Annotated in this window: 24 protein-coding genes and 1 tRNA gene; 12 read left to right on the forward strand and 13 right to left on the reverse strand. The window is 67.1% G+C overall.

The window, feature by feature from the left end:
• Nucleotides 1–21 precede the first annotated feature (21 nt).
• The gene (gene tsaD / locus I6H87_RS12195; RefSeq protein WP_010813639.1) at nt 22–1,056 is read right to left on the reverse strand and encodes a tRNA (adenosine(37)-N6)-threonylcarbamoyltransferase complex transferase subunit TsaD; all 1,035 of its coding nucleotides are present in this window, start codon (nt 1,054–1,056) and stop codon (nt 22–24) included.
• 157 nt (nt 1,057–1,213) lie between these two features.
• Here tsaD and I6H87_RS12200 point away from each other — a divergent pair, with 157 nt between their 5' ends.
• The 4 genes from I6H87_RS12200 to dnaG all read left to right on the forward strand — a co-directional run bounded on the left by I6H87_RS12200 (nt 1,214) and on the right by dnaG (nt 5,419).
• Nucleotides 1,214–2,479 (forward strand): BaiN/RdsA family NAD(P)/FAD-dependent oxidoreductase, encoded by a 1,266-nt coding sequence (locus tag I6H87_RS12200; RefSeq protein WP_011615802.1) that lies wholly within the window; start codon nt 1,214–1,216, stop codon nt 2,477–2,479.
• Nucleotides 2,480–2,615: 136 nt separating this feature from the next.
• Nucleotides 2,616–2,828 carry a 30S ribosomal protein S21 gene (rpsU, locus tag I6H87_RS12205; protein WP_010813637.1) on the forward strand — a complete coding sequence of 71 codons (213 nt, stop codon included), beginning with the start codon at nt 2,616–2,618 and terminating at the stop codon, nt 2,826–2,828.
• 128 nt (nt 2,829–2,956) lie between these two features.
• On the forward strand, nt 2,957–3,406 hold the full coding sequence (locus tag I6H87_RS12210; RefSeq protein WP_010813636.1) for a GatB/YqeY domain-containing protein: 450 nt from the start codon (nt 2,957–2,959) through the stop codon (nt 3,404–3,406).
• Between the two features lie 201 nt (nt 3,407–3,607).
• Nucleotides 3,608–5,419: a DNA primase gene (gene dnaG, locus I6H87_RS12215; RefSeq protein WP_011615801.1), complete on the forward strand. Its 1,812-nt coding sequence runs from the start codon at nt 3,608–3,610 to the stop codon at nt 5,417–5,419.
• Between the two features lie 95 nt (nt 5,420–5,514).
• On the opposite strand, the gene I6H87_RS34300 is transcribed toward dnaG, so the two are convergent.
• Complete coding sequence (locus I6H87_RS34300; RefSeq protein WP_231881360.1) at nt 5,515–5,910, reverse strand: hypothetical protein; 396 nt, start codon at nt 5,908–5,910, stop codon at nt 5,515–5,517.
• Here I6H87_RS34300 and rpoD point away from each other — a divergent pair.
• Complete coding sequence (gene rpoD / locus I6H87_RS12220) at nt 5,900–8,176, forward strand: RNA polymerase sigma factor RpoD (protein WP_037023603.1); 2,277 nt, start codon at nt 5,900–5,902, stop codon at nt 8,174–8,176. The genes I6H87_RS34300 and rpoD overlap by 11 nt on opposite strands.
• A 10-nt stretch (nt 8,177–8,186) precedes the next feature.
• Nucleotides 8,187–8,265, forward strand: a tRNA-Ile gene (locus I6H87_RS12225).
• 59 nt (nt 8,266–8,324) lie between these two features.
• Here I6H87_RS12225 and I6H87_RS12230 read toward each other — a convergent pair.
• From I6H87_RS12230 to I6H87_RS12245, 4 genes are all read right to left on the reverse strand, one after another.
• Complete coding sequence (locus tag I6H87_RS12230) at nt 8,325–10,571, reverse strand: phosphocholine-specific phospholipase C (RefSeq protein WP_011615799.1); 2,247 nt, start codon at nt 10,569–10,571, stop codon at nt 8,325–8,327.
• Nucleotides 10,572–10,603: 32 nt separating this feature from the next.
• A complete protein-coding gene (locus tag I6H87_RS12235) occupies nt 10,604–10,795 on the reverse strand; it encodes a hypothetical protein (protein WP_041687472.1) in 192 nt (63 codons plus the stop codon).
• 139 nt (nt 10,796–10,934) lie between these two features.
• A complete protein-coding gene (locus tag I6H87_RS12240) occupies nt 10,935–11,444 on the reverse strand; it encodes a nucleoside deaminase (protein ID WP_011615797.1) in 510 nt (169 codons plus the stop codon).
• Nucleotides 11,413–11,556 (reverse strand): hypothetical protein, encoded by a 144-nt coding sequence (locus tag I6H87_RS12245; protein ID WP_155737088.1) that lies wholly within the window; start codon nt 11,554–11,556, stop codon nt 11,413–11,415. Before I6H87_RS12245 ends, I6H87_RS12240 begins: the two co-directional genes overlap by 32 nt.
• Nucleotides 11,557–11,735: 179 nt before the next feature.
• On the opposite strand from I6H87_RS12245, the gene I6H87_RS12250 reads away from it, so the two are divergent.
• Complete coding sequence (locus I6H87_RS12250; protein ID WP_011615796.1) at nt 11,736–12,653, forward strand: LysR family transcriptional regulator; 918 nt, start codon at nt 11,736–11,738, stop codon at nt 12,651–12,653.
• 78 nt (nt 12,654–12,731) lie between these two features.
• Complete coding sequence (locus I6H87_RS12255) at nt 12,732–13,085, forward strand: DUF1428 domain-containing protein (RefSeq protein WP_010813628.1); 354 nt, start codon at nt 12,732–12,734, stop codon at nt 13,083–13,085.
• A gap of 528 nt (nt 13,086–13,613) precedes the next feature.
• Here I6H87_RS12255 and I6H87_RS12260 read toward each other — a convergent pair.
• Nucleotides 13,614–14,393, reverse strand: a complete 780-nt coding sequence (locus I6H87_RS12260; protein WP_011615795.1) for an IclR family transcriptional regulator domain-containing protein — start codon at nt 14,391–14,393, stop codon at nt 13,614–13,616.
• A gap of 180 nt (nt 14,394–14,573) precedes the next feature.
• Between I6H87_RS12260 and I6H87_RS12265 the strand changes: the two genes are divergently transcribed.
• Entirely contained in the window at nt 14,574–16,202 is a 1,629-nt protein-coding gene (locus I6H87_RS12265) for an acyl CoA:acetate/3-ketoacid CoA transferase (RefSeq protein WP_010813625.1), read from the forward strand.
• A 152-nt stretch (nt 16,203–16,354) separates the two neighbouring features.
• Here the strand turns inward: I6H87_RS12265 and I6H87_RS12270 are convergent, their stop codons facing one another.
• Nucleotides 16,355–16,501, reverse strand: coding sequence for a hypothetical protein (locus I6H87_RS12270; RefSeq protein WP_010813624.1), 147 nt, complete (start codon nt 16,499–16,501; stop codon nt 16,355–16,357).
• Between the two features lie 318 nt (nt 16,502–16,819).
• On the opposite strand from I6H87_RS12270, the gene I6H87_RS12275 reads away from it, so the two are divergent.
• Nucleotides 16,820–18,322 carry a DEAD/DEAH box helicase gene (locus tag I6H87_RS12275; RefSeq protein WP_174549475.1) on the forward strand — a complete coding sequence of 501 codons (1,503 nt, stop codon included), beginning with the start codon at nt 16,820–16,822 and terminating at the stop codon, nt 18,320–18,322.
• A gap of 62 nt (nt 18,323–18,384) precedes the next feature.
• Here the strand turns inward: I6H87_RS12275 and gluQRS are convergent, their stop codons facing one another.
• Both gluQRS and I6H87_RS12285 read right to left on the reverse strand, forming a co-directional pair.
• Complete coding sequence (gene gluQRS / locus I6H87_RS12280) at nt 18,385–19,317, reverse strand: tRNA glutamyl-Q(34) synthetase GluQRS (RefSeq protein WP_010813622.1); 933 nt, start codon at nt 19,315–19,317, stop codon at nt 18,385–18,387.
• Nucleotides 19,318–19,328: 11 nt separating this feature from the next.
• Nucleotides 19,329–20,249, reverse strand: a complete 921-nt coding sequence (locus tag I6H87_RS12285) for a LysR family transcriptional regulator (protein WP_010813621.1) — start codon at nt 20,247–20,249, stop codon at nt 19,329–19,331.
• 152 nt (nt 20,250–20,401) lie between these two features.
• On the opposite strand from I6H87_RS12285, the gene I6H87_RS12290 reads away from it, so the two are divergent.
• Nucleotides 20,402–21,100, forward strand: a complete 699-nt coding sequence (locus tag I6H87_RS12290; RefSeq protein WP_011615792.1) for a pirin family protein — start codon at nt 20,402–20,404, stop codon at nt 21,098–21,100.
• Between the two features lie 178 nt (nt 21,101–21,278).
• Complete coding sequence (locus I6H87_RS12295) at nt 21,279–22,274, forward strand: CobD/CbiB family protein (protein ID WP_010813619.1); 996 nt, start codon at nt 21,279–21,281, stop codon at nt 22,272–22,274.
• 25 nt (nt 22,275–22,299) lie between these two features.
• Here I6H87_RS12295 and I6H87_RS12300 read toward each other — a convergent pair whose 3' ends face one another.
• Genes I6H87_RS12300 through I6H87_RS12310 form a run of 3 tightly spaced genes read right to left on the reverse strand, consistent with a single transcriptional unit; the run spans nt 22,300 to nt 24,854 of the window.
• Nucleotides 22,300–22,605 (reverse strand): putative signal transducing protein, encoded by a 306-nt coding sequence (locus I6H87_RS12300; protein WP_010813618.1) that lies wholly within the window; start codon nt 22,603–22,605, stop codon nt 22,300–22,302.
• A 33-nt stretch (nt 22,606–22,638) separates the two neighbouring features.
• Nucleotides 22,639–23,610 (reverse strand): ribosome small subunit-dependent GTPase A, encoded by a 972-nt coding sequence (rsgA, locus tag I6H87_RS12305; protein ID WP_010813617.1) that lies wholly within the window; start codon nt 23,608–23,610, stop codon nt 22,639–22,641.
• Nucleotides 23,607–24,854, reverse strand: coding sequence for a M48 family metallopeptidase (locus I6H87_RS12310; RefSeq protein ID WP_010813616.1), 1,248 nt, complete (start codon nt 24,852–24,854; stop codon nt 23,607–23,609). The genes rsgA and I6H87_RS12310 overlap by 4 nt, the downstream gene beginning before the upstream one ends.
• Between the last annotated feature and the right edge of the window lie 74 nt (nt 24,855–24,928).

Raw genomic sequence — 24,928 nt, forward strand, 5'->3', positions numbered from 1 at the left:
GTGGCTATTTTTTGGTCCGGTTCAGGCCGCCGAAGGCAGGCGGATATCCGCCAGGTCCCAGCGCGGCGTCACGCCGTAGCCATACTCGTGCCGCGCCAGTTCGGGCGCGGCCTGCAGGCGCATGGCGCCGGCAAACGCGATCATCGCGCCGTTGTCGGTGCAGAACGCCAAATCCGGGTAATACACGTCGATCTTGCGCTGCTTGCCCATCTGGTCCAGCCGCTCGCGCAACTGGCGGTTGGCACCCACGCCTCCCGCCACCACCAGCCGCTTGTGGCCGGTCTGCTTGAGCGCTGCCATCGACTTGGCGGCCAGCACGTCGACAATGGCATCGACAAAGGCGCGCGCCAGGTTGGCGCGATCCTGCTCGCAGGTGTTGGCGAGCTTGCGTGTTTGCGTCAGTACCGCGGTCTTCAGTCCGGCGAAGGAGAAATCCAGGTTGCCCGAATGCAGCATCGGCCGCGGCAGCGCAAAGGCGCCGGGGATACCGAATTCGGCCAGCCGCGACACTTCGGGGCCGCCCGGATAGCCCAGGCCCAGCAGCTTGGCGGTCTTGTCGAAGGCTTCGCCGGCGGCGTCGTCCAGGGTTTCGCCCAGCAGCGTGTAGTCGCCGATGCCGCGCACTTCCATCAACTGCGTATGCCCGCCCGACACCAGCAGCGCCACGAACGGGAAGGGCGGCGGCTCGCGCGTCAGCAGCGGCGACAGCAGGTGGCCTTCCAGGTGGTGCACGCCCACCATCGGCACGTTCAGCGCAAAGCCCAGTGCATTGGCCACCGAGGCGCCCACCAGCAGTGCGCCGGCCAGCCCGGGGCCCTGGGTGAAGGCGATGGCGTCGATGTCCTGGCGGGTACGGCCGGCATCGGCCAGCACCTGCTCCAGCAGCGGCAGCACGCGGCGGATATGGTCGCGCGACGCCAGTTCCGGCACCACGCCGCCGTAGTCGCGGTGCATGGCGATCTGCGAGTGCAGCGCGTGCGCGAGCAGGCCGGCGCCGGTGTCATAGAGGGCGAGGCCGGTTTCGTCGCAGGAGGATTCGATGCCGAGGACAAGCATGGGGAGCGCATAGGGCCGCCTCCGGTCAGGGAAACGGCTGTCGAAACAACAGGTTGCAGGAAGCGCGCAGGGTAGCACAGCAGCGCGCGGCGTGCTTTTCGCTACAATCTGCCCTTTCTCTGGCGGTGGCAATACACATGGATGCGCGAGGCGTGCAATGAGCGGGGCAACATCGGCCCGGACGGGCCGGTATGACGTGGCCGTGCTGGGTGCGGGCGCGGCCGGCATGATGTGTGCCGCCGTGGCCGGCCAGAACGGCGCGCGCGTGGTGCTGATCGACCATGCCACCAAGCTTGCCGAGAAGATCCGCATCTCGGGCGGCGGGCGCTGCAATTTCACCAACCTGCAGGCCGGGCCCTCCAACTACCTGTCGTCCAATCCGCACTTCTGCCGCTCGGCGCTGGCGCGCTACACGCCGCAGGATTTCCTTGGCCTGATGCGCCGCTACGGCATCGACTGGCACGAGAAACATCGTGGCCAGCTGTTCTGCAACGACAGCGCCGAAGACGTGATCGCCATGCTGCGCGCCGAATGCGACACCGGCCATGTGCGCTGGCACACCGGCTGCAGCGTGGCCGAGGTCCGGCGCGAGGGCGACGACTTCCTGCTGCTCACCGCTACCGGCATGGTGCGGGCCGGGGCGCTGGTGGTGGCCACCGGCGGCCTGTCGATCCCCAAGATCGGTGCCACCGACTTTGGCTATCGCATCGCCCGGCAGTTCGGGCTGGGCATCGTCGAAACCCGGCCGGCGCTGGTGCCGCTGACCTTCGATGGCAAGGACTGGGTGCCGTTCGCGCCGCTGGCCGGCGTGTCGCTGGAAGTGGATATCGCCACCGGCAACGGCAAGGCGGCCGGAGCCTTCCGCGAAGACCTGCTGTGGACCCATCGCGGCCTGTCCGGACCCGCCGTGCTGCAGATTTCCAGCTACTGGCGTCCCGGCACACCGATCGCCATCGACCTGTTTGATGGCGAGGATGCCGCCGCCTGGCTGCTCGAGCAGAAGACCGGCAGCCGCAAGCACCTGGGCAACCTGCTGGCGCAACGGTTGCCGGCGCGGCTGGCCGATGCCTGGTGCGCGGCCTCGGGCGTGGATGCCGCCATGCCGCTGCATGATGTGACCGACAAGGCCCTGCGCAAGCTTGGCGCCACGCTCAACGGCTGGCGCATCGTGCCGTCGGGCACCGAGGGCTACCGCAAGGCCGAGGTCACGCTTGGCGGGGTCGACACGCGGGCGCTGTCGTCAACCACCATGATGGCGCGCGAGGTGCCGGGCCTGTATTTCATCGGCGAGGTGGTGGACGTGACCGGCTGGCTGGGCGGCTACAACTTCCAGTGGGCGTGGGCGTCCGCGGTGGCGGCGGGGCAGGCCGCGGCTGAGGCATCGCGCACCGCTTCGGCAGGGCAATCGGTAGCCCAAGGGTAGACTGGCGAGAGCTGGAAGGGCGGTGGGCGGCACTCGGCAAGTGTCCGTTGCACGCCACTTCCGCGCTCGATTGTTGGTGCTACAATCCAGAACTTCGTAGAGCCGCTTATCCCGAAAATTCTCATTTTCTGGCCAAATGACCACGATCCGTCTCAAGGAAAACGAGCCTTTTGAAGTTGCCATGCGCCGTTTCAAGCGCACCATCGAGAAGAACGGGCTGCTCCCGGAATTGCGGGCACGCGAGTTTTACGAAAAGCCCACCGCCGCGCGCAAGCGCAGGAAGGCAGCCGCCGAAAAGCGCCATTACAAGCGCATCCGCAGCCAGATGCTGCCGAAAAAACTGTACTGACCCCGGCGCTCCCGCTTGTATCCGACCCGCTGTGGCCTACGCTTCGGCGGGTTTTTGCATTCTGGGCCTTGCAGCGGGCGGTCATCGCCGCCACCTGTGAGTGTCCACCCACTTTCTGGAAGATCACGATGTCCCTCAAAGCCCGTATCAGCGAAGACATGAAGACCGCCATGCGCGCGCGCGAAACGGAGCGCCTCGGCACCATCCGCCTGCTGCTGGCCGCCATCAAGCAGCGCGAGGTCGATGAGCGCGTGGAACTGGACGATACCGCCGTGCTGGCCGTGGTCGAGAAGCTGATCAAGCAGCGCAAGGATTCGATCTCGCAGTTCCGGCAGGCGGGCCGCAATGACCTGGCAGACAAGGAGTCGGCGGAAGTCGAAGTGCTGCAGGCCTACATGCCCGCCGCGCTGTCGGACGAGGAAGTCGCCGCCGAGGTCCAGCAGGCCGTTGCCGCCACTGGTGCCGCCGGTCCGCAGGACATGGGCAAGGTCATGGGCGTGCTCAAGGGCAAGCTGGCCGGCCGTGCCGACATGACCGCCGTATCGGCCCTGGTCAAGGCGGCACTTGCAGCAAAGTAAATACTGATTTAATCGGTTGCTGGCAAGATAAGCACCGGATCCGCGTGGTTCGGTGCAGTTGCACGGAGATGTCACGTAGTCCGGGCGGCCCTATCACGCTGCACTACAATATTCCGATAGCAGCCGGGCGCCGCACCGGTCACGCATTCCTAAAAGAAGCCGCCCGCCGCGGGACGGCCATGCCTCAGGACGGTCAGTCGGGTGATTCCGCAATCCTTTATTCAGGACCTGCTCAACCGTGTCGACATTGTCGATGTGGTGGGCAAGTATGTGCAGCTGAAGAAGGGCGGCGCCAATTTCATGGGGCTGTGCCCCTTCCATAACGAGAAATCGCCGTCATTCACGGTGTCGCCGACCAAGCAGTTCTACCACTGCTTCGGATGTGGCGCCCACGGCTCGGCCATCGGCTTCCTGATGGAGTTTTCCGGCCAGTCCTACCCGGAAGCGGTGCGCGAGCTGGCCCAGTCGGTCGGCATGAGCGTGCCGGAAGAGCGCGACCGTCTGCCGCCCGGGCAGCGCGCGGAGCAGCAGGCCCGTTCGGTGGCGCTGTCCGACGCCATGACCCGCGCCACCGATTTCTACCGCCGCCAGCTGCGAAGCGCGCCGCAGGCGATCCAGTACCTGAAGGGCCGTGGCCTGACCGGCGAGATCGCCGCGAACTTTGGCCTGGGCTACGCGCCGGATGACTGGCAGGGCCTGGAGGCCGTATTCGGCAGCTATCGTGATGACAACGTGTCGGCGCCGCTGGTCGAGTGCGGCCTGCTGATCGAAAGCGACAAGCGCGATGCGGACGGCAAGCCGCGCCGCTACGACCGCTTCCGCGACCGCATCATGTTCCCTATCCGCAACACCAAGGGGGCCGTGATCGGCTTCGGCGGGCGCGTGATGGGGCAGGGCGAGCCCAAGTACCTGAACTCGCCCGAGACTCCGCTGTTCAGCAAGGGCACGGAGCTGTACGGGCTGTTCGAGGCCCGTCACGCAATCCGGGAAACCGGCTACGTGCTGGTGGTCGAAGGGTATATGGACGTCGTGGCGCTGGCCCAGCTCGGTTTTGCCAATGCCGTTGCCACCCTGGGCACGGCGTGCACCCCTGTGCACGTGCAGAAGCTGCTGCGCCAGACCGACGCCGTGGTGTTCTCGTTCGACGGCGACTCTGCCGGGCGCCGCGCGGCCCGGCGCGCGCTGGAAGCCTGCCTGCCGCATGTGGCGGACAACAAGACCATCCGCTTCCTGTTCCTGCCGGCCGAGCATGATCCGGACAGCTATGTGCGCGAAGAGGGCACCGAGGCCTTTGCCACCCAGGTGCGCAACGCCATGCCGCTGTCGCGCTTCCTGCTGCAGTCGGTCACCGAAGACCTGGACCTGCGCCAGCCCGAGGGCCGCGCCCGGGCCCAGTACGAGGCCAAGCCGCTGCTGCAGGCCATGCCCGCCGGCGGCCTGAGGCTACAGATTGTGCGCGAACTTGCCGATGCCACGGGAACGACACCCGCGGAGATCGAAGCCATCTGCGGCCTGCGCAGCGACCCGGCCCGCGTCGGCCGCTTCGCCCAGCCGCGCCCGCGCACGCGCCGCCAGGCCCCGACCGGGCTGGAGCAGCGGGTGATCCAGCTGCTGATGTGCTATCCGGCACTGTCGGCGAGGCTGGACGAGGATGCGCGCGCGCTGCTGCTGGGCGGCGAGAGCAGCGACAGTGAAGTGCTGGCGCACCTGGTGGAGGCGTGCGACAGCGTGCAGGGCGAGGTCAATTTTGCGGCCTTCAGCGAACACCTGGCCCAGTCGCCCTATGCCGAGGTGTATGCCGTGGCGCGTGCCGCGGTGCTGCGAGAAGAGATCGAAGAGGCACCCGCAATACAGGATTTCGATGCGGCCATTACCAAGCTGCTGGCCGAGCCGCTGCGGCGCGAGCTCGACGGCCTGCAGGCGGAGGTAGTGGCCGGCACGGCCGATGAAGCGGCCAAGCAGCGCATGCGCTGGCTGGTGGGCGAAATCCACCGGCGGCGCCAACTTGGCTGAGGTGCCTGTGTGCGCCCTGGTCATCAACCAGGAGGTGGCAGTAAGCGTTGGATAAGGGACTGGGCCCGGCCCCGCCGAGCTTAAGCCTTGATTTTTCAGGTGAAAACCTCACCTGATAGGGAGCCGGCTATGCGTGGCGTGCTACAATAGCCGGTTTGGATTGCGAAATCTTTCTCTCCAGTTCTGGTGAAAGTGAGCGTGCCAATGGCAAAGGCCAAAGCAACCGAAAGGGTTACCTCTAAAGCTCCCCAATCAGGGAGCGGCAAGGCGTCTGTGAAAACAACGGCGGCGAAGACATCGACCGCGTCAGTCAAGACACCAGCCCGGTCTGCGCCATCAAAGTCCGTGCGTAGCGCGCAAGCGCCCGCCGTGACGACTCCCGCCAGGACTCGCACATCCGAAAAGACAAAGGCCTCGACTTCGGCACGCGAGAGCGGCAAGAGCGCCAGTACGAGCGGCAAGGTCGCCGCATCTGCACCAGTGAAAGGCAAGAGTATCACCGTGGCGAAACAGCAGAATACCGAAGTCGAGAGCAAGCGAGCGGCAGCCGCCGGCGCCAAGAGTGGGGAAGCCAAGGCTGGCACCACCACTACGGCAACCAAGGCGCGTGCCGCGACACCTGCATCCGTTGCATCCGAGCGTCCCGCTGCGCCGGCAATCAAGCCGGAGCCGAAAAAGCGTGGCCGCAAGCCCAAGGCCGAGATGCAGCACGACGACAGCACAACAGACGACGTGACTGAAGAGTTTTACGAGAACGATGCGCGCCCGGCGGCAACCCCGGCCGCGGCGCCGAAGACCGAAAAGCAGAAAGCCAAGGACCGCAAGGCCAAGGAAAAGGCCCTGCTCAAGGAGTTCGCCTCGACCCAGCAGGGTACCGAGGAAGAGCTTGAGCTGCGTCGCCAGAAACTCAAGGCGCTGATCAAGCTGGGCAAGTCGCGCGGCTACCTGACCTACGCGGAAATCAACGATCACCTGCCGGACGACATGGTCGATTCGGAAACGATCGACACGCTGGTCGCCACGCTGAACGACATCGGCATCGCTGTCTACGAACAGGCGCCGGATGCCGAGACGCTGCTGCTCAACGACAACGCCCCGTCCGCCACCAGCGAGGAAGAAGCCGAGGAAGAGGCCGAAGCGGCCCTGTCCACGGTGGACTCCGAGTTCGGCCGCACCACCGACCCGGTGCGCATGTACATGCGCGAAATGGGCACGGTCGAGCTGCTCACGCGCGAAGGCGAAATCGAGATCGCCAAGCGCATCGAGGCCGGCCTGAAGGACATGGTGATGGCGATTTCGGCTTGCCCGGTCACCATCTCCGAGATCCTGGCCCATGCCGAGCGCGTGGCCAACGACGAGATCAAGATCGACGAATTCGTCGACGGCCTGATCGACCCGAACGCCGACGAAGCCCCGGAAGCGCCCGCAGCCCCGGCTGCAGCGGCCGACGACGAGGATATCGAGTCCGACGACGAAGAGGAAGGCGACGAGGACGATGACGACGAAGGCGGCGCCGGCGCCGGTGCCTCCGCGCGCCAGCTGGAAGAACTGAAGCAGAACGCGCTGGAGAAATTCCGCGTGATCGCCGAGCAGTTCGACAAGATGCGCCGCGCGTTCGAAAAGGAAGGCTACAACTCCAAGCCCTACGTCAAGGCGCAGGAAGCCATCCAGGCCGAGCTGATGGGCATCCGCTTCACCGCCCGCAATGTCGAGCGCCTGTGCGACACGCTGCGCGGCCAGGTCGACGAAGTGCGCAAGCTCGAACGCTCGATCCTGAACATCGTGGTCGACAAGTGCGGCATGCCGCGCTCGGAATTCGTCGCCCGCTTCCCGGGCAACGAGACCAACCTCGAGTGGGTCCACACCATCGTCGCCGACGGCAAGGGCTACAGCACCATCGTCGAGCGCAACGTGCCGGCCGTGCATGAGCTGCAGCAGAAGCTGATCGACCTGCAGTCGCGCGTGGTGCTGCCGCTGAAGGAACTGAAGGGCGTCAACCGCAAGATGGCCGAGGGCGAGCGTCGTGCCCGCGAAGCCAAGCGCGAGATGACCGAGGCCAACCTGCGTCTGGTGATTTCGATCGCCAAGAAGTACACGAATCGCGGCCTGCAGTTCCTCGACCTGATCCAGGAAGGCAACATCGGCCTGATGAAGGCGGTGGACAAGTTCGAATACCGCCGCGGCTACAAGTTCTCGACCTACGCCACGTGGTGGATCCGCCAGGCCATCACGCGCTCGATCGCCGACCAGGCGCGCACCATCCGTATCCCGGTGCACATGATCGAGACCATCAACAAGATGAACCGCATCTCGCGCCAGATCCTGCAGGAAACCGGCAACGAGCCGGATCCGGCAACGCTGGCCGAGAAGATGGAGATGCCGGAAGACAAGATCCGCAAGATCATGAAGATCGCCAAAGAGCCGATCTCCATGGAAACGCCGATCGGTGACGACGACGACTCCCATCTGGGCGACTTCATCGAGGACACCAACACGCTGGCCCCGGCCGAAGCCGCGCTGCACGGCTCCATGCGCGACGTCGTCAAGGACGTGCTGGACTCGCTCACGCCGCGCGAAGCCAAGGTGCTGCGCATGCGCTTCGGCATCGAAATGAGCACCGACCACACGCTGGAAGAGGTCGGCAAGCAGTTCGACGTCACGCGTGAACGGATCCGCCAGATCGAGGCCAAGGCACTGCGCAAGCTGCGCCACCCGAGCCGCTCGGACAAGCTGAAGAGCTTCCTGGAAGGCAACTAAACGCTTCCAAGGGCCTCTAGCTCATGCCTGGTTAGAGCAGCGGACTCATAATCCGTTGGTGCCGTGTTCGACTCACGGGAGGCCCACCAATGTGAAAAAGGACTGCAGGTTGATACCTGCAGTCCTTTTTTTTGCCTCGAACTACCGCTCAATCCTGCGCCGTCACCATCCCCATCGCCGGATCGCTAACCGTATGCCTGCCGTTCTCCACCCGCCCCGCAAAGCGGCGATAGAACGCCGGGTCGCTGTCGCACGTCACCGCGAAGTCATACCACTGCCCGCTTTCCTCCAGCGACCAATGCACGGACTTGCTGTCATTGGCGCCGACAGTGACCGGCCACGGGCCATCGGTTCGGTACGCGAGCGCCTGGATGCTGAAGTGGCAGGCCTTGCGGCCGGCGTTGATCAGGTCGACATAGACGTCGCCATTGGCAATGTCGTAGCAGACGCGGATCTCCGGTGCGATGCCGGTGTCGCCGATGCGGTTGGTATCGCCGCGGAAATGGCGGTGGAAGCCGTTGGGGCCCAGTACCCACAGGTCGTATTGCCCGGCGTTGTCCTGGAACACGTTCCAGGTGTCGCTCAGGGACTTGCGGGCTTCCACGACATAGCGGCGCGGAATGCGGCCCAGCTGGTAGCGGTCGTAGACGTGGAACACCGCGGCTTGCGTGCCGGTGTTGGCGAATACCAGTTCGACCTGCCCCACGGCGCTGCAGCGCGCGCTGGTGTGCAGCTCGTACGGCAGCGCGCGTGACGGGCGGGTGCCGGTGGCTTGCAGCGGCAATTGCATGTCGACCGGCAGCGGCACCGCGGGCAGTGCCTGCTGGGCCTGGCGCAGCTGGTCGGCGCCGCTGCGCGTGGTGCGGCCACTCAGCGTGGGCAGGGCTTCCGAGTTGGGCGTCTTGAAGTTGAACGCGCTGGTCAGGTCGCCGCAGACGGCACGGCGGAACGGGCTGATGTTGGGTTCGGCCACGCCGAACCGCGCTTCCAGGAAGCGCAGCACGGAGGTGTGGTCGAACACCTGGGAATTGATCCAGCCGCCGCGGCTCCACGGCGAGATCGCGTAAAGCGGCACGCGCGGCCCGGGACCGTAGACGCGGCCGTCAGCAGCGGGCTGGGTCCGGCTGCCCGGTGGCGGCGGATGGTTGAAGTATTCGGCCTGCATCTCGGCATCGCTCAGCGTCGCCTTGCCGGCCAGCGTCTTGTCGGGGTTCACCGACGGCGCCGAGGGGGAGGGGACGTGGTCGAAGTAGCCGTCGTTCTCGTCGAAGTTGACCAGCAGCACGGTCTTGCTCCAGACCTCGGGCACGGCGGTCAGCGCGTCCAGCACTTCCTGCAGGAACCACGCGCCCTGAACCGGGCTGGACGGGCCGGGATGCTCGCAGTAGATCGACGGCGCATTGATCCACGATACCTGCGGCAGCCTGCCTTCCTTGATGTCGCGGCGGAAGGCGTCGAGGTATTCCTCGGGTCTGGTGCCGGGCAGGGTGTTGGCCACGCCCTTGTACAGCGGATTGGCGGCATTGTCGGTGGCCGCATCGTAGGCGTGGTACGGCAGTGGCTGGCCGGTGTTGGCATAGGGCGCGCCCGGCGCGCCGCCGCTGGATACCGGAAAGCCCGAGGCCAGGTTGGCCTTGCGGAACTGCTGGAACGCGCCCAGCATGTTGTCGCCCCATTCGTCCGGCATGTTCTGGTAGCAGATCCAACTGATGCCGGCTGCTTCCAGCCGCTCGGCATAGGTCTTCCAGGTGTAGCCGGTGTTGGCCGAGGCGGGCAGGCCGTCGATCGCGTCCCACTCATTGTTGACGAAGGCGACGTTGGCTGCGGTCGGGCCGTTGGTGCCGGTCAGGTGGAATGAACGGTTCGCGTCAGTGCCCGTATGCATCGAGCAGTGGTACGCGTCGCACAGCGTAAACGCATTGGCCAGTGCGAACTGGAACGGGATCTCCTTCTCCTTGAAGTAGCCCATCGAGGTATTGGTCTTGTACGTCGGCCAACTGGCCATGCGGCCGTGGTCCCAGGCCTGCTGGCTGTCCACCCACGCATGCGGCGTGCCGGCCGCGCGCTGCGCGTTGTTGTTGGTGCCATCCAGGTGATACGGGGTCAGCACGGCGCCGTTGGAGCGCTGTTGCTGCCATACCTTGCGCGCATTGGGCAGCGGGATGGTGAAGCGGTCGCCGAACCCGCGCACACCCTTGAGCGTGCCGAAGTAGTGGTCGAAGGAACGGTTCTCCTGCATCAGGATCACCACATGCTCGACATCCTTGATGGTGCCGGTGGCATTGTTGGCCGGGATGGCCAGGGCCTTGCGGATGCTGGGCGGGAACGCGGCCAGTGCGGCGGCGGCGAAGCCGGTGCCGGCTGCGGCTTGCAGGAAGTTGCGGCGAGAGACCATGGTCTTGTCGGATGGCGTCGGGACTTGCGTTGTCAGGGGGCGCAGCGGATCACGGGGTCGGGCCGCCGGTCCGGCTTCTTGCCGGGCTGTTCCGGTTGTGCGTTCGGCGTGACAGTCGCACTCGGCGACAGGTTGCCGCCGCCGTCATCGCCACCGCATGCGGTCAGCAATGCCGCCGCGATCAGGGTCGCGGCCAGGGTTCTTGGAAGTTTGCAGGGGAGCATCGGGTTCGCCTGGCTGGGTGGGTGTGGCGGCTGCTGGGAGCCGGAGCCAGGCGAGTGTAGGAAGGCGGGGTGACGTGTCGATGACAGAATGTCCAACGCCGATCGGTGCCGTCCGTCGGGCGGACGGCAGGCAGGATGGCTACTTCCAGAAGCCCGCGTGCGGTGCCGCGGCTTCGTCCTCGAGCACCGGCCCGACCACATCCACCTGGCGCTGCCCGCGCGCGAACACTTCGCGGCAAGGCAGCGAGAGGGTGGGGTTCTCCGGGTGGTCGCCGGTCAGGCCCAGCAGCTTGTGTTCTGACAGCGCATAGACCACGCGCCCGATGCCGGTCCAGTAGATCGCGCCGGCGCACATGCAGCACGGCTCCGCGCTAGTGTAGAGGGTGCAGTCGGCCAGTTGCTCCGGCGGCAGCGCACGCGCGGCCTGCGCGGCGGCGACCAGTTCGGCGTGCTGGGTCGGGTCGCCCTCCGGCGGCATCGAGTTGTTGCCGGCGCTGGCGATGATATTGCCGGCCTGGTCGGCCACCAGCGCGGCGAACGGATGGCGGCCGCGAGCCCTGGATGCATCGGACAGCGCGATCGACTGGCGCAGCAGTTCCAGGTCGAGCGGCGACAGTTCAGCGCCGGACGGGTCTGTGATTCGGGTCATGCTTGGGGTCTCCGGTTGGGAAAGGGATCAGGGCGTGCTGCAGGCCGAAGCTCGCCAGCTGGCGCAGCGGCAGGATTTCATCGACCGGGTGTACCGGTGTCGGGGTCTTCATGGGCTTGTCTCCTTTTTCGATGGAAGCCGCTTCCGCCTCTGGCAGGGCGGATTGGGCAGCGCCGGCCGGGATTGCCGGGATTTGTGATCCCTCGGCCGTTGCGGCATCATCTCCGCAACTTCATCGGTACAACAAATCAATACCTATCGATCCAGTCGATGGGTCGCGGGAGGGTGGCCATGCGTTTTTCGCTGGACCAGTTGCAGGTATTCGCACTGGTGGTTGAGACAGGCTCCTTTTCCGCTGCCGCGCGGCGCCTGGGCAAGACCCAGTCCACGGTCAGTGCGGCGGTGGCCAACCTGGAGATCGACCTCGGCGTGCCGCTGTTCGACCGCAGCAGCCGCAATCCGGCGCTGACCGGGGCCGGCCGCAAGCTGCTGACCGAGGCCGAAGCCGTGCTGGAGCGTTGCCGGTCGCTGCAGGCCCATGCCGCCAGCCTGGCCGATGCCAACCCGCCCGGGCTGACGCTGGCGATCGAAATCCCGTACCACGCGGTGATGCCGGTGCTGGCCGAATTCGAGCGGGAGTTTCCGTATGTCGACCTGACCATTCGCAATCCGGTCTACGGCGATGTCAGCGAACTGGTGCTGCAGGGCGAGGCCGAGCTCGGCATCGCCTTCGCGCAGCCGCACTACGCGCCGGAACTGGCCTTCGTGCAGTTGGGCAAGCTGATCATGGTGCATGTGGTGCACCCGGGACACCCGCTGGCCGGGCGCGAACAGGTCTCGTTTGCCGACCTGCACGCCTATCGGCGCCTGGCCTTCAGCGCGCATGCCGACAAGCTGCCCACCAGCGAATACCTGCGCGCGGCGCGGGTGTGGCGCGCCGAAAGCTACCTGGCGCTGGTCGAAATGGTGAAAAGCGGGCTGGGCTGGGCCACACTGCCGCGGCAACTGGTGCGCGCGGCGCTGGAGCGCGGCGAACTGGTGGAACTGGACCTGGCGGCCTATCCGTACACGGACTGGCTGGTCAGCGTCGACCTGATCTGGGCGAAGTCGGGCCGGCCGCAGGGCCGGGCCGAGCAGTGGCTACGGCAGCGCTTCCGGGAAAACATGGTGTTCGAGGTCGACCGGCGCGGGCAGCGGACCACCCGCTGAGGGCGCGGCGATGGACTATGGTAGTCATCGCGCGTTTGATCCGATTCGCACGATTCAATCTGACCAGGAGTGAAGCCCATGTCCTATATCGACGGATTTGTACTGGCCGTTCCCCAGGCCACTCGCGAGACCTATCGCCAGGTGGCGCAGAAGGCAGCCGCGGTGTTCAAGGAGCACGGCGCGCTGAAGGTGGTGGAATGCTGGGGTGACGATGTGCCGGAAGGCAAGGTCACGTCCTTTACGATGGCGGTGCAGCGCAAGGAGGATGAGGCGGTGGTGTTCTCGTGGATCCTGTGGCCGTCACGCGAGAAGCGCGACACTGGCATGAAGGCGGCGATGGCCGACCCGCGCCTGAAGGAAGGCATGGATCCGATGCCGTTCGACGGCCAGCGGATGATCTTTGGCGGCTTCGAGGTGATTGTCGACGAGTGAGCGCGCCGGGCGCCGGCGTGGCAGCGCCGGCGCGCAGCAAGCGAGTTCAGATCAGGTGGAAGACCATGCCCAGGGCAATCGCGCCACCCAGGGTTTCCACTGCTGCGAGGGCGAGAAGGTTCTTCAGTACGAAAGCGTCTTCTTTCTTCGTCACCATGGTCTGTCTCCCGGTCATTGGACTTGTTCTGAGGCACCATCGGCTGCGGCGATCCGGCGTTTGCGGTGCCAGGCCGTCGATGTGAGTCCAGTAGACCGCATCCGGACGTTGGCCGGAAGCTGGCGAAAACCCGCTCGGCGAAAACCCGGATTCCTTCAGGAATGTGACAGGGCCATGATTGACAGGCTTCGCAGGGCGCGTTTGCGGCCTGCCGGCAACGCGGCATGGCAATGGCCCACATTTGGGGGATGTCCGCCGTGGCGCGATGCGCCAGGATCAAGGCGTGGGTGGTCGAGCAGATTGCCCCGCTACCATTTGAGCCCCGCTGCCTCCCCGGCATGCGGGGCTTTTCTACATGGGCCGCGGGCGCCTCAGCGCGCCTGCAGGATGGTTTCGATGCGGGCGGCGGCCTCGCGCAGCGGCCCCAGGAAGCGCGTCTCCAGCTGGGCCTGGTCGCGGCTGCCCAGCACCATGCTGAAGCCCAGCCCGGCCACCGGCTTGCCGGCCTGGTCGCGCAACGGCACCGAGATCCCGGCGTAGCCGTCCACCAGCTCGCTCACCAGCACACAGTAGCCGTCGGTGCGCACCTGCCGCAGCGTGCGCGCCAGCGCCGTGCGCGAGCTGACCGTGAACGGCGTCAGCTTGCGCAGCGTGGCGCCTGCCAGGTAGGCCTCGAGCGCGTCATCGTCCAGGCCGGCCAGCAGCACGCGGCCAAGCGAATGCGCATAGGCCGGCATGCGCCGTCCCAGCGCCATGTCCACGCGCAGCAGCTGGCGCGGCTCCTCGCGCGCCACCAGCACCACGGATTCCGCATCGAGCACGCCCACCGAGCAGCTTTCGCCCAGGGACTCGCACAGCCCCTGCAGGTAGGGCCGCGCCACCTGCGGCAGGCTCATCGAGGCAAAGTAGGCATAGCCGAGCTCTATCACCCGCGGCGTCAGCGCAAAGTGGCGGCCGTCCTGCGCCACGTAGCCGTTGTGCTCCAGGGTCAGCAGCAGCCGGCGCGCGGCGGCGCGGGTCACGTCGAGCTGCTCGGCGACGTCCTGCATGGTCAGGCGTTCCGCGCCGCCGGCGAACAGGCGCAGCAGCGCCAGGCCCTTGCTCAGCGATTCCAGCAGTTCGTCTTTCTTGGCGGCTTCGGCTTGCGGCATTTCGGCTTAATACGGGGAAATGAAGGGGAGATCATATGGTTCTCCATGCCGCGCCGGACTTGCGCCAGCGGCCGGCATGTCCGTATGATAGCGTTTTCCGAACAAATGTTCGCAAAACAAAATTCACGGAAAAACGTGCCGCCACCGATGCGGGACGGCACAACGAAACCGGAGACAGCAATGAAGGTGATCACCGCACGCGAAGCGGCGGCACTGGTGCAGGACGGCTGGACCGTGGCCAGCGCGGGCTTTGTCGGCGCCGGCCATGCCGAGGCCGTGACCGAGGCGCTGGAGCAGCGCTTCCTGCAGAGCGGGCTGCCGCGCGACCTGACGCTGGTGTACTCGGCCGGGCAGGGCGACCGCGGCGCGCGCGGCGTGAACCACTTCGGCAATGCCGGCATGACCGCCAGCATCGTCGGCGGCCACTGGCGCTCGGCCACGCGGCTGGCCACGCTGGCCATGGCCGAGCAGTGCGAGGGCTACAACCTGCCGCAGGGCGTGCTGACGCACCTATACCGCGCCATCGCCGGCGGCAAGCCCGGCGTGATGACCAAGATCGGCCTGCACACCTTCGTCGACCCGCGCACCGCGCAGGATGCGCGCTACCACGGCGGCGCCGTCAACGAGCGCGCGCGCCAGGCCATTGCCGAGGGCAAGGCATGCTGGGTCGATGCGGTCGACTTCCGCGGCGACGAATACCTGTTCTACCCGAGCTTCCCGATCCACTGCGCGCTGATCCGCTGCACCGCGGCCGACGCCCGCGGCAACCTCAGCACCCATCGCGAAGCCTTCCACCATGAGCTGCTGGCGATGGCGCAGGCGGCCCACAACTCGGGCGGCATCGTGATCGCGCAGGTGGAAAGCCTGGTCGACCACCACGAGATCCTGCAGGCCATCCACGTGCCCGGCATCCTGGTCGACTACGTGGTGGTCTGCGACAACCCCGCCAACCACCAGATGACGTTTGCCGAGTCCTACAACCCGGCCTACGTGACGCCATGGCAAGGCGAGGCAGCGGTGGCCGAAGCGGAAGCGGCGCCGGTGGCTGCCGGCCCGCTCGACGCGCGCACCATCGTGCAGCGCCGTGCGGTGATGGAACTGGCGCGCCGTGCGCCGCGCGTGGTCAACCTGGGCGTGGGCATGCCGGCAGCGGTCGGCATGCTGGCGCACCAGGCCGGGCTGGACGGCTTCACGCTGACCGTCGAGGCCGGCCCCATCGGCGGCACGCCCGCGGATGGCCTCAGCTTCGGTGCCTCGGCCTACCCGGAGGCGGTGGTGGATCAGCCCGCGCAGTTCGATTTCTACGAGGGCGGCGGCATCGACCTGGCCATCCTCGGCCTGGCCGAGCTGGATGGCCACGGCAACGTCAATGTCAGCAAGTTCGGCGAAGGCGAGGGCGCATCGATTGCCGGCGTCGGCGGCTTTATCAACATCACGCAGAGCGCGCGCGCGGTGGTGTTCATGGGCACGCTGACGGCGGGCGGGCTGGAAGTCCGCGCCGGCGACGGCGGCCTGCAGATCGTGCGCGAAGGCCGCGTGAAGAAGATCGTGCCTGAGGTGTCGCACCTGAGCTTCAACGGGCCCTATGTGGCGTCGCTCGGCATCCCGGTGCTGTACATCACCGAGCGCGCGGTGTTCGAGATGCGCGCTGGCGCAGACGGCGAAGCCCGCCTCACGCTGGTCGAGATCGCCCCCGGCGTGGACCTGCAGCGCGACGTGCTCGACCAGTGCTCGACGCCCATCGCCGTTGCGCAGGACCTGCGCGAAATGGATGCGCGGCTGTTCCAGGCCGGGCCCCTGCACCTGTAATCCTGTCATTCGCGGCCGGCCGGGCAAGCACCGCCGCCATATGCATCAGTCAGACGGGCCGGCCATGACCGGTTCGCGAGGAGGCTCGCCACGATCTGTCATGACATTACTGAACCGCTGTCGCTTCATCCCGGCGCGGCACTGAGCCGCGCTCAGGCGGGCTGCTGCCCTTGCGCCTGGCTGGCCGGCAGCGCCGGCAAGGGCAGCGCCGGCTGGCAGGCGGCCGCGGCCAGGCCAAGGAACTGGCTGGAGGTGCGCAGGAACTGCTGGCAGGTCTGGCGGAAAAGCTCGAAGTCCATGTAGGTCTCGGTGAGTTGGGGTGGCGCGGTCCGGCCGTGGCCGCCGCGCCGCCGGCATCTTGCGTGGTGGATATGACAGTTTCTTGAAATCCCGCCAGCCTGTGCCGCCATCTGTCGCGCCAGTCGCACGGCGCTGCCAGAATGCCCACTGTGCTGGCAGAGGTGCTAAAATGTAAGTCTTTGATTCTCTTGGCCAAATGCTGCAGCCAGCATGGCCGTGCCGGAACCCTCCCGGCGCCAGGCGAGAGTCAGGGCGAGATGAGTTCCAGACGCGTATCCGTTTGTGCCGGGTTCGCCTCCCGCCAGACACCGATACCCATGACCACTACGAACGCACCAGAAGCCACTACCGCGGGGCAGACCGCCGTGCAGACATTCGACAGCTTTGGCCTGGACGCGCGCATCCTGCGCGCCTTGTCCGAGCAGGGCTACACCACGCCCACCCCGATCCAGGCACAGGCCATCCCGGTCGTGCTGATAGGCAAGGACATGATGGGCGCCGCGCAGACCGGCACCGGCAAGACCGCGGGCTTCGCGCTGCCGATCATCCAGCGCCTGCTGCCGCTGGCCAATGCCAGCGCCTCGCCGGCGCGCCACCCGGTGCGCGCGCTGATGCTGACCCCCACGCGCGAACTGGCCGACCAGGTCTATGACAACGTCGCGCGCTACGCCAAGCACACCGACCTGCGCAGCACCGTGGTGTTCGGCGGCGTCGACATGAACCCGCAGACCGACGCCCTGCGCCGCGGCGTGGAGATCCTGGTGGCAACGCCCGGCCGCCTGCTGGACCACGTGCAGCAGAAGTCGGTCAACCTGTCGCAGGTGCAGATGCTGGTGCTGGACGAAGCCGACCGCATGCTCGACATGGGCTTCCTGCCGGACCTGCAGCGCATCATCAACCTGCTGCCGGCGCATCGCCAGACGCTGCTGTTCTCGGCTACGTTCTCGCCGGAAATCAAGCGGCTTGCCTCCAGCTACCTGAAGCACCCGGTCACGATCGAAGTGGCACGCAGCAACTCGACCAACGAGAACGTGCGCCAGATGGTGTACCTGGTCGAAGACGGCCACAAGCAGGCGGCGGTTGTGCACCTGCTCAAGCAGCGCGCCGAGCAGGGGCTGTCGCGCCAGTGCATCGTCTTCGTCAACAGCAAGATCGGCTGCTCGCGCCTGGCGCGCCATTTGGAGCGCGAGGGCATCAACGCCGCCGCCATCCACGGCGACAAGACCCAGACCGAGCGCATGCAGACGCTGGAAGGGTTCAAGAGCGGCACCATCGACGCGCTGGTCGCCACCGACGTGGCCGCGCGCGGGCTGGATATTCCCGACATGCCGTGCGTGGTCAACTTCGACGTGCCGTACAGTGCCGAAGACTATGTGCACCGCATCGGCCGTACCGGCCGGGCCGGCGCCAGCGGCGATGCGCTGTCGATCTACGTGCCGGGCAATGACGAGCGCCTGCTGTCCGATATCGAGAAGCTGATCAAGCGCAGCATCCCGCGCGGCAAGCTGGAAGGCTTCGACCCGACCGGCGAGCGCGCCCGCCAGGGCGATACCGAGCGCCGCCGCGAGCGTAGCGACGTGCGTCGCGCGCGCGGCAACGGCGAGGGCGAAGAGCGTCCGCGCCGCCACGAGCACAGCGCCAACCGCCAGGTGTTCCGTGCCTCGGATGATCCGTTCTTCTCGCGCCCGTACGAGCCCAGCGCCGCCAGCGTCGCCCAGGCCACGGCGGCCGATGAAGTGGCTGCCGCGCTGAGCCGCGGCCGCCAGGCGCCCAAGCGGCCGGTGGCTGCCCTGCTGGGCGGCGTGCCGCGCAAGTCCTGATCTGATCCTGCCGTAGCTGAAAATGGCCCGCCTGCGCGGGCCATTTGCTTTTGGGGGGGGCGCTATCCGTGCGGGGGTCGCGGCAGATCGGCCAGCAACTGGCGCCACCCGTCGGTGGCGCGCGCAAGCCAGTCCTTCACATTTTCCGCGCGGTTCGACAGCCCCAGGTGAGTGCCGGCTTCGCGCAGCGCGTCCAGCGGTGCGGTGGTGTCGATTGCCTGCGCACCGCTTTGCTTGCTCAGCTTCTCGCCGGTTTCGTTGACCACCACTGGCACGTGCAGGTACGCCGGCGTGGGCAGGCCCAGCAGGTGCTGCAGGTGGATCTGGCGCGGCGTGGAGTCGAGCAGGTCGGCGCCGCGCACGATATGCGTGATGCCCTGCAAGCCGTCATCCACCACTACCGCCAGTTGATACGCCCACAGCCCGTCCGCGCGGCGCAGCACGAAGTCGCCCAGCTCGGTTTCCAGGTCCTGGCACTGGCGGCCCTGCCAGCGGTCGTCGAAGCACAGGGTGGCGGCCGGGCCGTCCGGCACGCGCACGCGCCAGGCGCGCGGCAGCTTGCCGTTCAGGCCGTGGCGGCAGGTGCCGGGATAGCCCAGGGTCTGGTGCCGCTCGCGCACGTGCACCAGTGAGTCGGCGATCTCCTTGCGCGAACAGCCGCACGGGTAGAGCTGCCCGGCGGCGTCGAGGCGGCGCAGCGCATCGGCATAGAACGGCTCACGCCGGCTCTGCCATACCGGCGGCTCGTCCGGCGCCATGCCCAGGCGTTCCAGCGTGAGCAGGATGTCGTCGTCCGCGCCGCGCACGCAGCGCGGCATGTCGATGTCCTCGATGCGCACCAGCCACTGGCCGCCGTGCGCGCGCGCGTCCAGCCAGCTCGCCAGCGCGGTGACCAGCGAGCCCATATGCAGCGGCCCGGTGGGCGAGGGGGCGAAGCGGCCGCGATAGCCGGTCGCGGCAACCGTCGTTGCTGCCGTCGTTGCTGTCACTGCCATGAGACCTGCCCTCAGCCGGCGAAGTCGGGTTGCTGCAGCAGTGCCTGCGCCAGGCGCGGGTCTTCCAGCTTGCTGGCCCACCACTGCAGCGCCTTGCCGCGGTTGCTGGTGCGCCAGGCTACCTTGAAGTTGCCGGGCGCGCGCACCTCGACGGTCTCGCGCGCCTGCAGCACGCCGCTTTCGATATGGGGTTGCGCCATCGGCGCCGGCAGCCAGCCGCAGCCCAGCCCACGGATCTGTGCCTCGAGCTTGTCGCGCATGGTGGGCACCACCAGCACGTCTTGCCCGGCCAGCACGCCATGGGTACGCGCCGGCAGGTTGCGCGAGGTGTCGCCCACCGCGACGATGCGGTGCCTGGCGATCTGGATGGTGGTGAGCGGGCCTTCCTCGGTGGCCAGCGGATGGTGCGCGGCAACCGCGAACACGAACGGCATCGAGCCCAGTGGCCGGATCTGGAAGCCCTGCGTGCTGGGCGCATCGTAGGCGCCGCCGATCACCAGGTCGGCGCGGTTGTTGACCAGCGCATCCCAGGCGCCGCCCAGCACTTCCTTGGAAAAGCGCAGCCGGGTGGCGGTGTTCTCGGCGTAGAAGTCGTGGATCACCGGCAGCAGCGCGCGGAAGTTGATCAGGTCGTCGACCACGATGGTGAGGGTAGCCTCCCAGCCGGTGGCCAGGCGCTTGACGCGCCGTGCCAGGTCATCGGCGGCATGCAGCAGGTGGCGGCCCTCATCGAGCAGGGCGCGTCCGGCCGGCGTCAGCTCGGCGCGGTGGCGGCGCCGGTCGAACAGCAGCACGTCCAGGTCTTCTTCCAGCTTGCGCACCACGTAGGTCAGCGCGGAAGGGACCTTGCCCATCTCGTGGGCGGCGGCGGCAAAGCTGCCCTTGCGTTCGATGGCGTCGAGGACTTCGAGGGATTCTAGCGAGAGGGCCATGTTCAGAAATTCTGAATGACTGCTTCTAAGTCGATCCCCGTAAATATACGCCTCAAGCCCTAAACTTCCTAGCATCAAAGCGAAAACGTATGCCGCGACACGGTTACCAAGCCAGTGCTTGCGGGCAAACAGGCTCAAGGAGGGCCATCAAAATGATTGAAATCAGAAAGTCTGCAGAGCGTGGTTACGCCGATCATGGCTGGCTGAAGTCCTTTCATTCGTTCTCGTTCGCCGACTACTATGACCCGCGGCATGTGCAGTTTGGGCCACTGCGAGTGATCAACGAGGACCGCGTCGCGCCGGGCATGGGCTTTGGCACGCACGGCCACCGCGACATGGAGATCATCAGCTACGTGCTTGAGGGCGAACTGGCCCACAAGGACAGCATCGGCAACGGCAGCGTGATCCGCCCTGGCGATGTGCAGCGCATGAGCGCCGGCACCGGCGTGCGCCATTCGGAGTACAACCACGCCGCGCACGACACCACCCACTTCCTGCAGATCTGGATCATGCCGGCCGAGAACGGCATCGAGCCCGGCTACGAGGAAAAGCATTTCGACGCAGCCGACAAGCGTGGCAAGCTGCGCCTGGTGGCCAGCGCCGATGGTGCCGAGGGCTCGGTGGTGGTCCACCAGGACGTGCGCCTGTACGCCGGCCTGTTCGATGGCGACGAGGCTGCCACGCTGGCGCTTGCGCCGGGCCGCCGCGCCTATATCCACGTGGCGCGCGGTCGGGTGACGGTCAACGGCAAGGCGCTTGAAGCCGGCGACGCGGCGAAGCTGGAAGCCGAGGGCGAGGTCGCGCTGTCCGGCGGCGATGGCGCCGAAGTGCTGGTGTTCGACCTGTCCTGAGCATCGTTCATTGCCGCATGCGAGAGCCCGCCTTCGGCGGGCTTTTGCTTTTTGCATTGCGCGCCGGGCTCCGGCAGGTACCGCTGTGCTATCTTCTCGCTATGCATTGCGCCTGCGCCGGCACATCGCCGGCAAGCCCGGAAGGGCCAGGCGTGCCCTTGGAACACCCCGTACCAAGATGACCTTTGTTTCCATTCTCCTGGCGCTGATCGCTGAACAATTCCGCGCCCTGGGCCGCAACAACCCGATCCACGAGATCGTGCGCGCACTCGGCGACCGCGCGGAACACGCCTTCGACACCGGCCGCCCGCGCGATGCCGCGCTGGCCTGGCTGACCGTGGTCCTGCCGCTGACCCTGGCGGTGATCGTGGTGCACTACCTGCTGGCCTCGATCAGCGTGGCGCTGACGCTCGCCTGGAATGTGCTGGTGCTGTACATGACGCTGGGCTTTCGCCAGTTCAGCCACTACTTCACCGACATCCACGAGGCCCTCAACCGCGATGACGTCCATACCGCGCGCACGCTGCTGCACGAGTGGACCGGCCTGGACACCGTCGAGATGCCGGTCTCCGAGATCGTGCGGCACACGCTGGAGGCGGCCATCATCGCCGTGCACCGGCATGTGTTCGGCGTGTTCTTCTGGTTCCTGGTGCCGGTCGGCCCCGGCGGGGTGGTGCTGTACCGCACCGCCGAATACCTGAGCCGCCACTGGAACCAGCCCTCGACCGAGCGCAGCCCCGCGCTGGGCCGCTTTGCGGCGCGCGCCTTCTATTTGCTGGACTGGATTCCGTCGCGGCTGACGGCGATCGGCTTTGCCATCGTCGGCAACTTCGAGGACGCGGTCTACGCCTGGCGCAACCATGCGCGCAAGTGGAACGATGCCGTCAACGGCATCCTGCTTGCCAGTGGGGGCGGGGCGCTGGGCGTGCGCCTGGGCACGCCGCTGGCCGAGGATGATTCCACCGTGGTGCTGCGCGCCAGCGTGGCTGGCCCGGCCGTGGACTATGCGCCCGGCATGGAAGAGGAAAACGGCGGCCCGGAACCGGTGCCGCCCGAATTCGGCACCGAGCCCGGCGTGCGCACGCTGCAGTCGGCCGTGGGCCTGGTATGGCGCGCGGTGGTGCTGTGGATGCTGCTGCTGGCGATGCTGTCGCTGGCGCTCTGGGTCGGCTGACCAGCGTCAAAAAGGGGGCGGCGCGCTAGTCGCGGGCCGCGCCGCAGCGCCAGCAGGCCCCGAACTGGGCCTCGTGCCATTCCAGGCAGTGGCGGCATTGCCAGCTCGGCCCCGGCGCCGGGTTGGCGGCGGCATTGAGCACCGCCCACGCCTGCGCTTCCATCTCGTCATCGACCAGCCACACCTGTGGCGCACTCTCCCGGAACGGGATCTCGCCGGTCGCGCCGGCCAGCCAGGTATTGCGCAATTCCGCCCGGATGCCGGCCGCCCGCAGGACGTTCCGGCAATGGGCTGCATGGACGAGGGAAGTGGCGGACAGCAGCAGTTTCATGGCAGCGCACCGGGTAACCCAGGTGCGCTTACCTTACCACGGCTTCTGCTGGTTGGATTCGTGCAGCAACTGCATGTAGAGCTGGTGGCGGCGCTCGGAGATCGCTCCCGAGGCGACCGCGGCCAGCACGCCGCAGCCGGGCTCGTTGACGTGGTGGCAGTTGTAGAAGCGGCACCCGGTCAGCAGCGGGCGGAACTCCGGGAAGGCGCGCTCCAGCATGCCCTCGCTCAGGTGGTACAGGCCGAATTCCTGGAAGCCCGGCGAATCGATCAGCGCACCCTGATGGCCGTCCACGGTGCCCCATTCGGCCGGCAGGTGATAGAGCCGCGTGAAGGTGGTGGTGTGCTTGCCGGAGTCGAGCTTGGCCGAGATCTCGCGGGTCTGTGCATCCACCCCCGGGATCAGCAGGTTCAGCAGCGACGACTTGCCCATGCCCGATTGCCCGATCAGGATGCTGGCCAGCCCCGCCAGGCGCGGCTTGAGCGCGGCCAGCGCCTGCGCCGGGTCGGCGCGCACCGACAGCTCCAGCGTGTCGTAGCCCAGCCCGCGGTACAGCGCCAGGCGCCCTCGCGCTTCTTCGAGCCGGTCGGGCAGGTCGGTCTTGTTGAGCACGATCAGCGGCCGGATCTCCATGGCCTCGGCCGACACCAGCGCGCGGCCGAGCAGGTCTTCGGAGAAGCCCGGCTCGGTTGCCAGCACGATCACGACCTGGTCGATATTGGCGGCCAGCAGCTTGGACTTGAACTGGTCGGAGCGGTGCAGCAGGTTCTTGCGCGGCGAGGCCGCGGTGATCACGCACTGGTCGGCGGCGGCGCGTTCCACGCTGACATGGTCGCCCACCGCGCAGTCGCTCTTCTTGCCGCGCGGGAAGGCATGCATGCGCGTGCCGTCGCCCAGCTCGACCACGTAGTGGCGGCCATGGGCGGCGATGATCAGCGCGGATTCGGTGGCCGTGCCGGCATGGCTGCCGCCGCCGGCGTTGCGGTGACGCGTGGCGCGGCTCATGCGTGCGCCAGCAGGCGGTCGATCCGCTGCGCGGCGGGCGGATGCGAGTAGTAGAAGGCGCTGTAGAGCGGATCCGGCGTCAGCGTCGAGGCGTTGTCCTTGTACAGCTTCACCAGCGCCGACACCAGGTTGCCGGCATCGGTCTGGTCGGCGGCAAAGGCGTCGGCCTCGAACTCATGGCGGCGCGACGACAGGCTCGACAGCGGCCCCAGCAGGAAGGTGAACACCGGCAGCGCCAGGAAGAACAGCACCAGCGCCAGCGCGTTGTTGGACACGCCCAGGTTGGGCACCACGCCCAGCCCGGTGTAGAACCAGCTGCGCGTGGCCAGCCAGCCCAGCAGCGCCAGGAACACCAGGCTCAGCGCAAAGGTGACGACGATGCGCTTGGTCACGTGGCGGCGCTTGAAGTGGCCCAGCTCATGTGCCAGCACCGCCTCGATCTCGTCGCCCGACAGGCGCTCCAGCAGCGTGTCGAAGAAGACAATGCGCTTGGCCGCGCCGAAGCCGGTGAAATACGCATTGCCGTGGGCGCTGCGCTTGCTGCCGTCCATCACGAACAGGCCCTTGCTGGCAAAGCCGCAGCGCTTCATCAGGGCCTCGATGCGCTGGCGCAGCGATTCGTCGGTGAGCGGCTCGAACTTGTTGAACAGCGGTGCGATAAAGGTCGGGAACACCACCAGCAGGAACAGGTTGAAGGCCATCCACACCAGCCAGGTCCAGACCCACCACAGCGAGCCGGCGCGCTCCATCAGCCACAGCACCGCCAGCAGCAGCGGCAGGCCCAGCGCGCAGGCCACCACCAGCATCTTGGCCATGTCGGCCAGCCACAGGCCGAACGTCATCTTGTTGAAGCCGAAGCGCTGCTCGATGCCGAACTGGCCGTACAGCGAGAACGGCAGGTCCACCAGCCCGCCGATCAGCGCCACGCTGGCCACCAGCGCCACGCCATAGGCATAGCCTGGGCCGAAAGTGTCCAGCCAGGACTGGTTGAGCCACTGCAGCCCGCCCAGCATGGTGAAGCCGATCAGCACCGCGGCCCCGGCCAGCACCTCGAGCATCGACAGCCGGGTGCGGGCGATGGTGTAGTCCGCGGCCTTCTGGTGCGAGGCCAGGCTGATGGTGTCGGCAAAGCGCGGCGGCACCGCATTGCGGTGCTGCGCCACATGCCGGACCTGGCGGGCGGCCAGCCAGAGCCTGGTCAGCACCATCAGCACCAGGGCGGCGAGAAAGACAATCGTGAACATCGGCAAGAGCCTTGTTGTGGGTGCGGGCGCCCCGCATTGTGCGCGGCGGGCGTCCGTTGGAACCGCCGAGCCCC

The sequence above is a fragment of the Cupriavidus necator genome, assembly GCF_016127575.1.
GTDB classification, from domain to species: domain Bacteria; phylum Pseudomonadota; class Gammaproteobacteria; order Burkholderiales; family Burkholderiaceae; genus Cupriavidus; species Cupriavidus necator_D.

Bases quoted from the DNA above. Each gene is read 5' to 3' on its own strand.
- tsaD (WP_010813639.1), bottom strand. From the start codon at position 1,056: ATGCTTGTCCTCGGCATCGAATCCTCCTGCGACGAAACCGGCCTCGCC.
- I6H87_RS12200 (WP_011615802.1), top strand. From the start codon at position 1,214: ATGAGCGGGGCAACATCGGCCCGGACGGGCCGGTATGACGTGGCCGTG.
- rpsU (WP_010813637.1), top strand. From the start codon at position 2,616: ATGACCACGATCCGTCTCAAGGAAAACGAGCCTTTTGAAGTTGCCATG.
- I6H87_RS12210 (WP_010813636.1), top strand. From the start codon at position 2,957: ATGTCCCTCAAAGCCCGTATCAGCGAAGACATGAAGACCGCCATGCGC.
- I6H87_RS12230 (WP_011615799.1), bottom strand. From the start codon at position 10,571: ATGGTCTCTCGCCGCAACTTCCTGCAAGCCGCAGCCGGCACCGGCTTC.
- I6H87_RS12235 (WP_041687472.1), bottom strand. From the start codon at position 10,795: ATGCTCCCCTGCAAACTTCCAAGAACCCTGGCCGCGACCCTGATCGCG.
- I6H87_RS12240 (WP_011615797.1), bottom strand. From the start codon at position 11,444: ATGACCCGAATCACAGACCCGTCCGGCGCTGAACTGTCGCCGCTCGAC.
- I6H87_RS12245 (WP_155737088.1), bottom strand. From the start codon at position 11,556: ATGAAGACCCCGACACCGGTACACCCGGTCGATGAAATCCTGCCGCTG.
- I6H87_RS12250 (WP_011615796.1), top strand. From the start codon at position 11,736: ATGCGTTTTTCGCTGGACCAGTTGCAGGTATTCGCACTGGTGGTTGAG.
- I6H87_RS12255 (WP_010813628.1), top strand. From the start codon at position 12,732: ATGTCCTATATCGACGGATTTGTACTGGCCGTTCCCCAGGCCACTCGC.
- I6H87_RS12260 (WP_011615795.1), bottom strand. From the start codon at position 14,393: ATGCCGCAAGCCGAAGCCGCCAAGAAAGACGAACTGCTGGAATCGCTG.
- I6H87_RS12265 (WP_010813625.1), top strand. From the start codon at position 14,574: ATGAAGGTGATCACCGCACGCGAAGCGGCGGCACTGGTGCAGGACGGC.
- I6H87_RS12270 (WP_010813624.1), bottom strand. From the start codon at position 16,501: ATGGACTTCGAGCTTTTCCGCCAGACCTGCCAGCAGTTCCTGCGCACC.
- I6H87_RS12275 (WP_174549475.1), top strand. From the start codon at position 16,820: ATGACCACTACGAACGCACCAGAAGCCACTACCGCGGGGCAGACCGCC.
- gluQRS (WP_010813622.1), bottom strand. From the start codon at position 19,317: ATGGCAGTGACAGCAACGACGGCAGCAACGACGGTTGCCGCGACCGGC.
- I6H87_RS12285 (WP_010813621.1), bottom strand. From the start codon at position 20,249: ATGGCCCTCTCGCTAGAATCCCTCGAAGTCCTCGACGCCATCGAACGC.
- I6H87_RS12290 (WP_011615792.1), top strand. From the start codon at position 20,402: ATGATTGAAATCAGAAAGTCTGCAGAGCGTGGTTACGCCGATCATGGC.
- I6H87_RS12295 (WP_010813619.1), top strand. From the start codon at position 21,279: ATGACCTTTGTTTCCATTCTCCTGGCGCTGATCGCTGAACAATTCCGC.
- I6H87_RS12300 (WP_010813618.1), bottom strand. From the start codon at position 22,605: ATGAAACTGCTGCTGTCCGCCACTTCCCTCGTCCATGCAGCCCATTGC.
- rsgA (WP_010813617.1), bottom strand. From the start codon at position 23,610: ATGAGCCGCGCCACGCGTCACCGCAACGCCGGCGGCGGCAGCCATGCC.
- I6H87_RS12310 (WP_010813616.1), bottom strand. From the start codon at position 24,854: ATGTTCACGATTGTCTTTCTCGCCGCCCTGGTGCTGATGGTGCTGACC.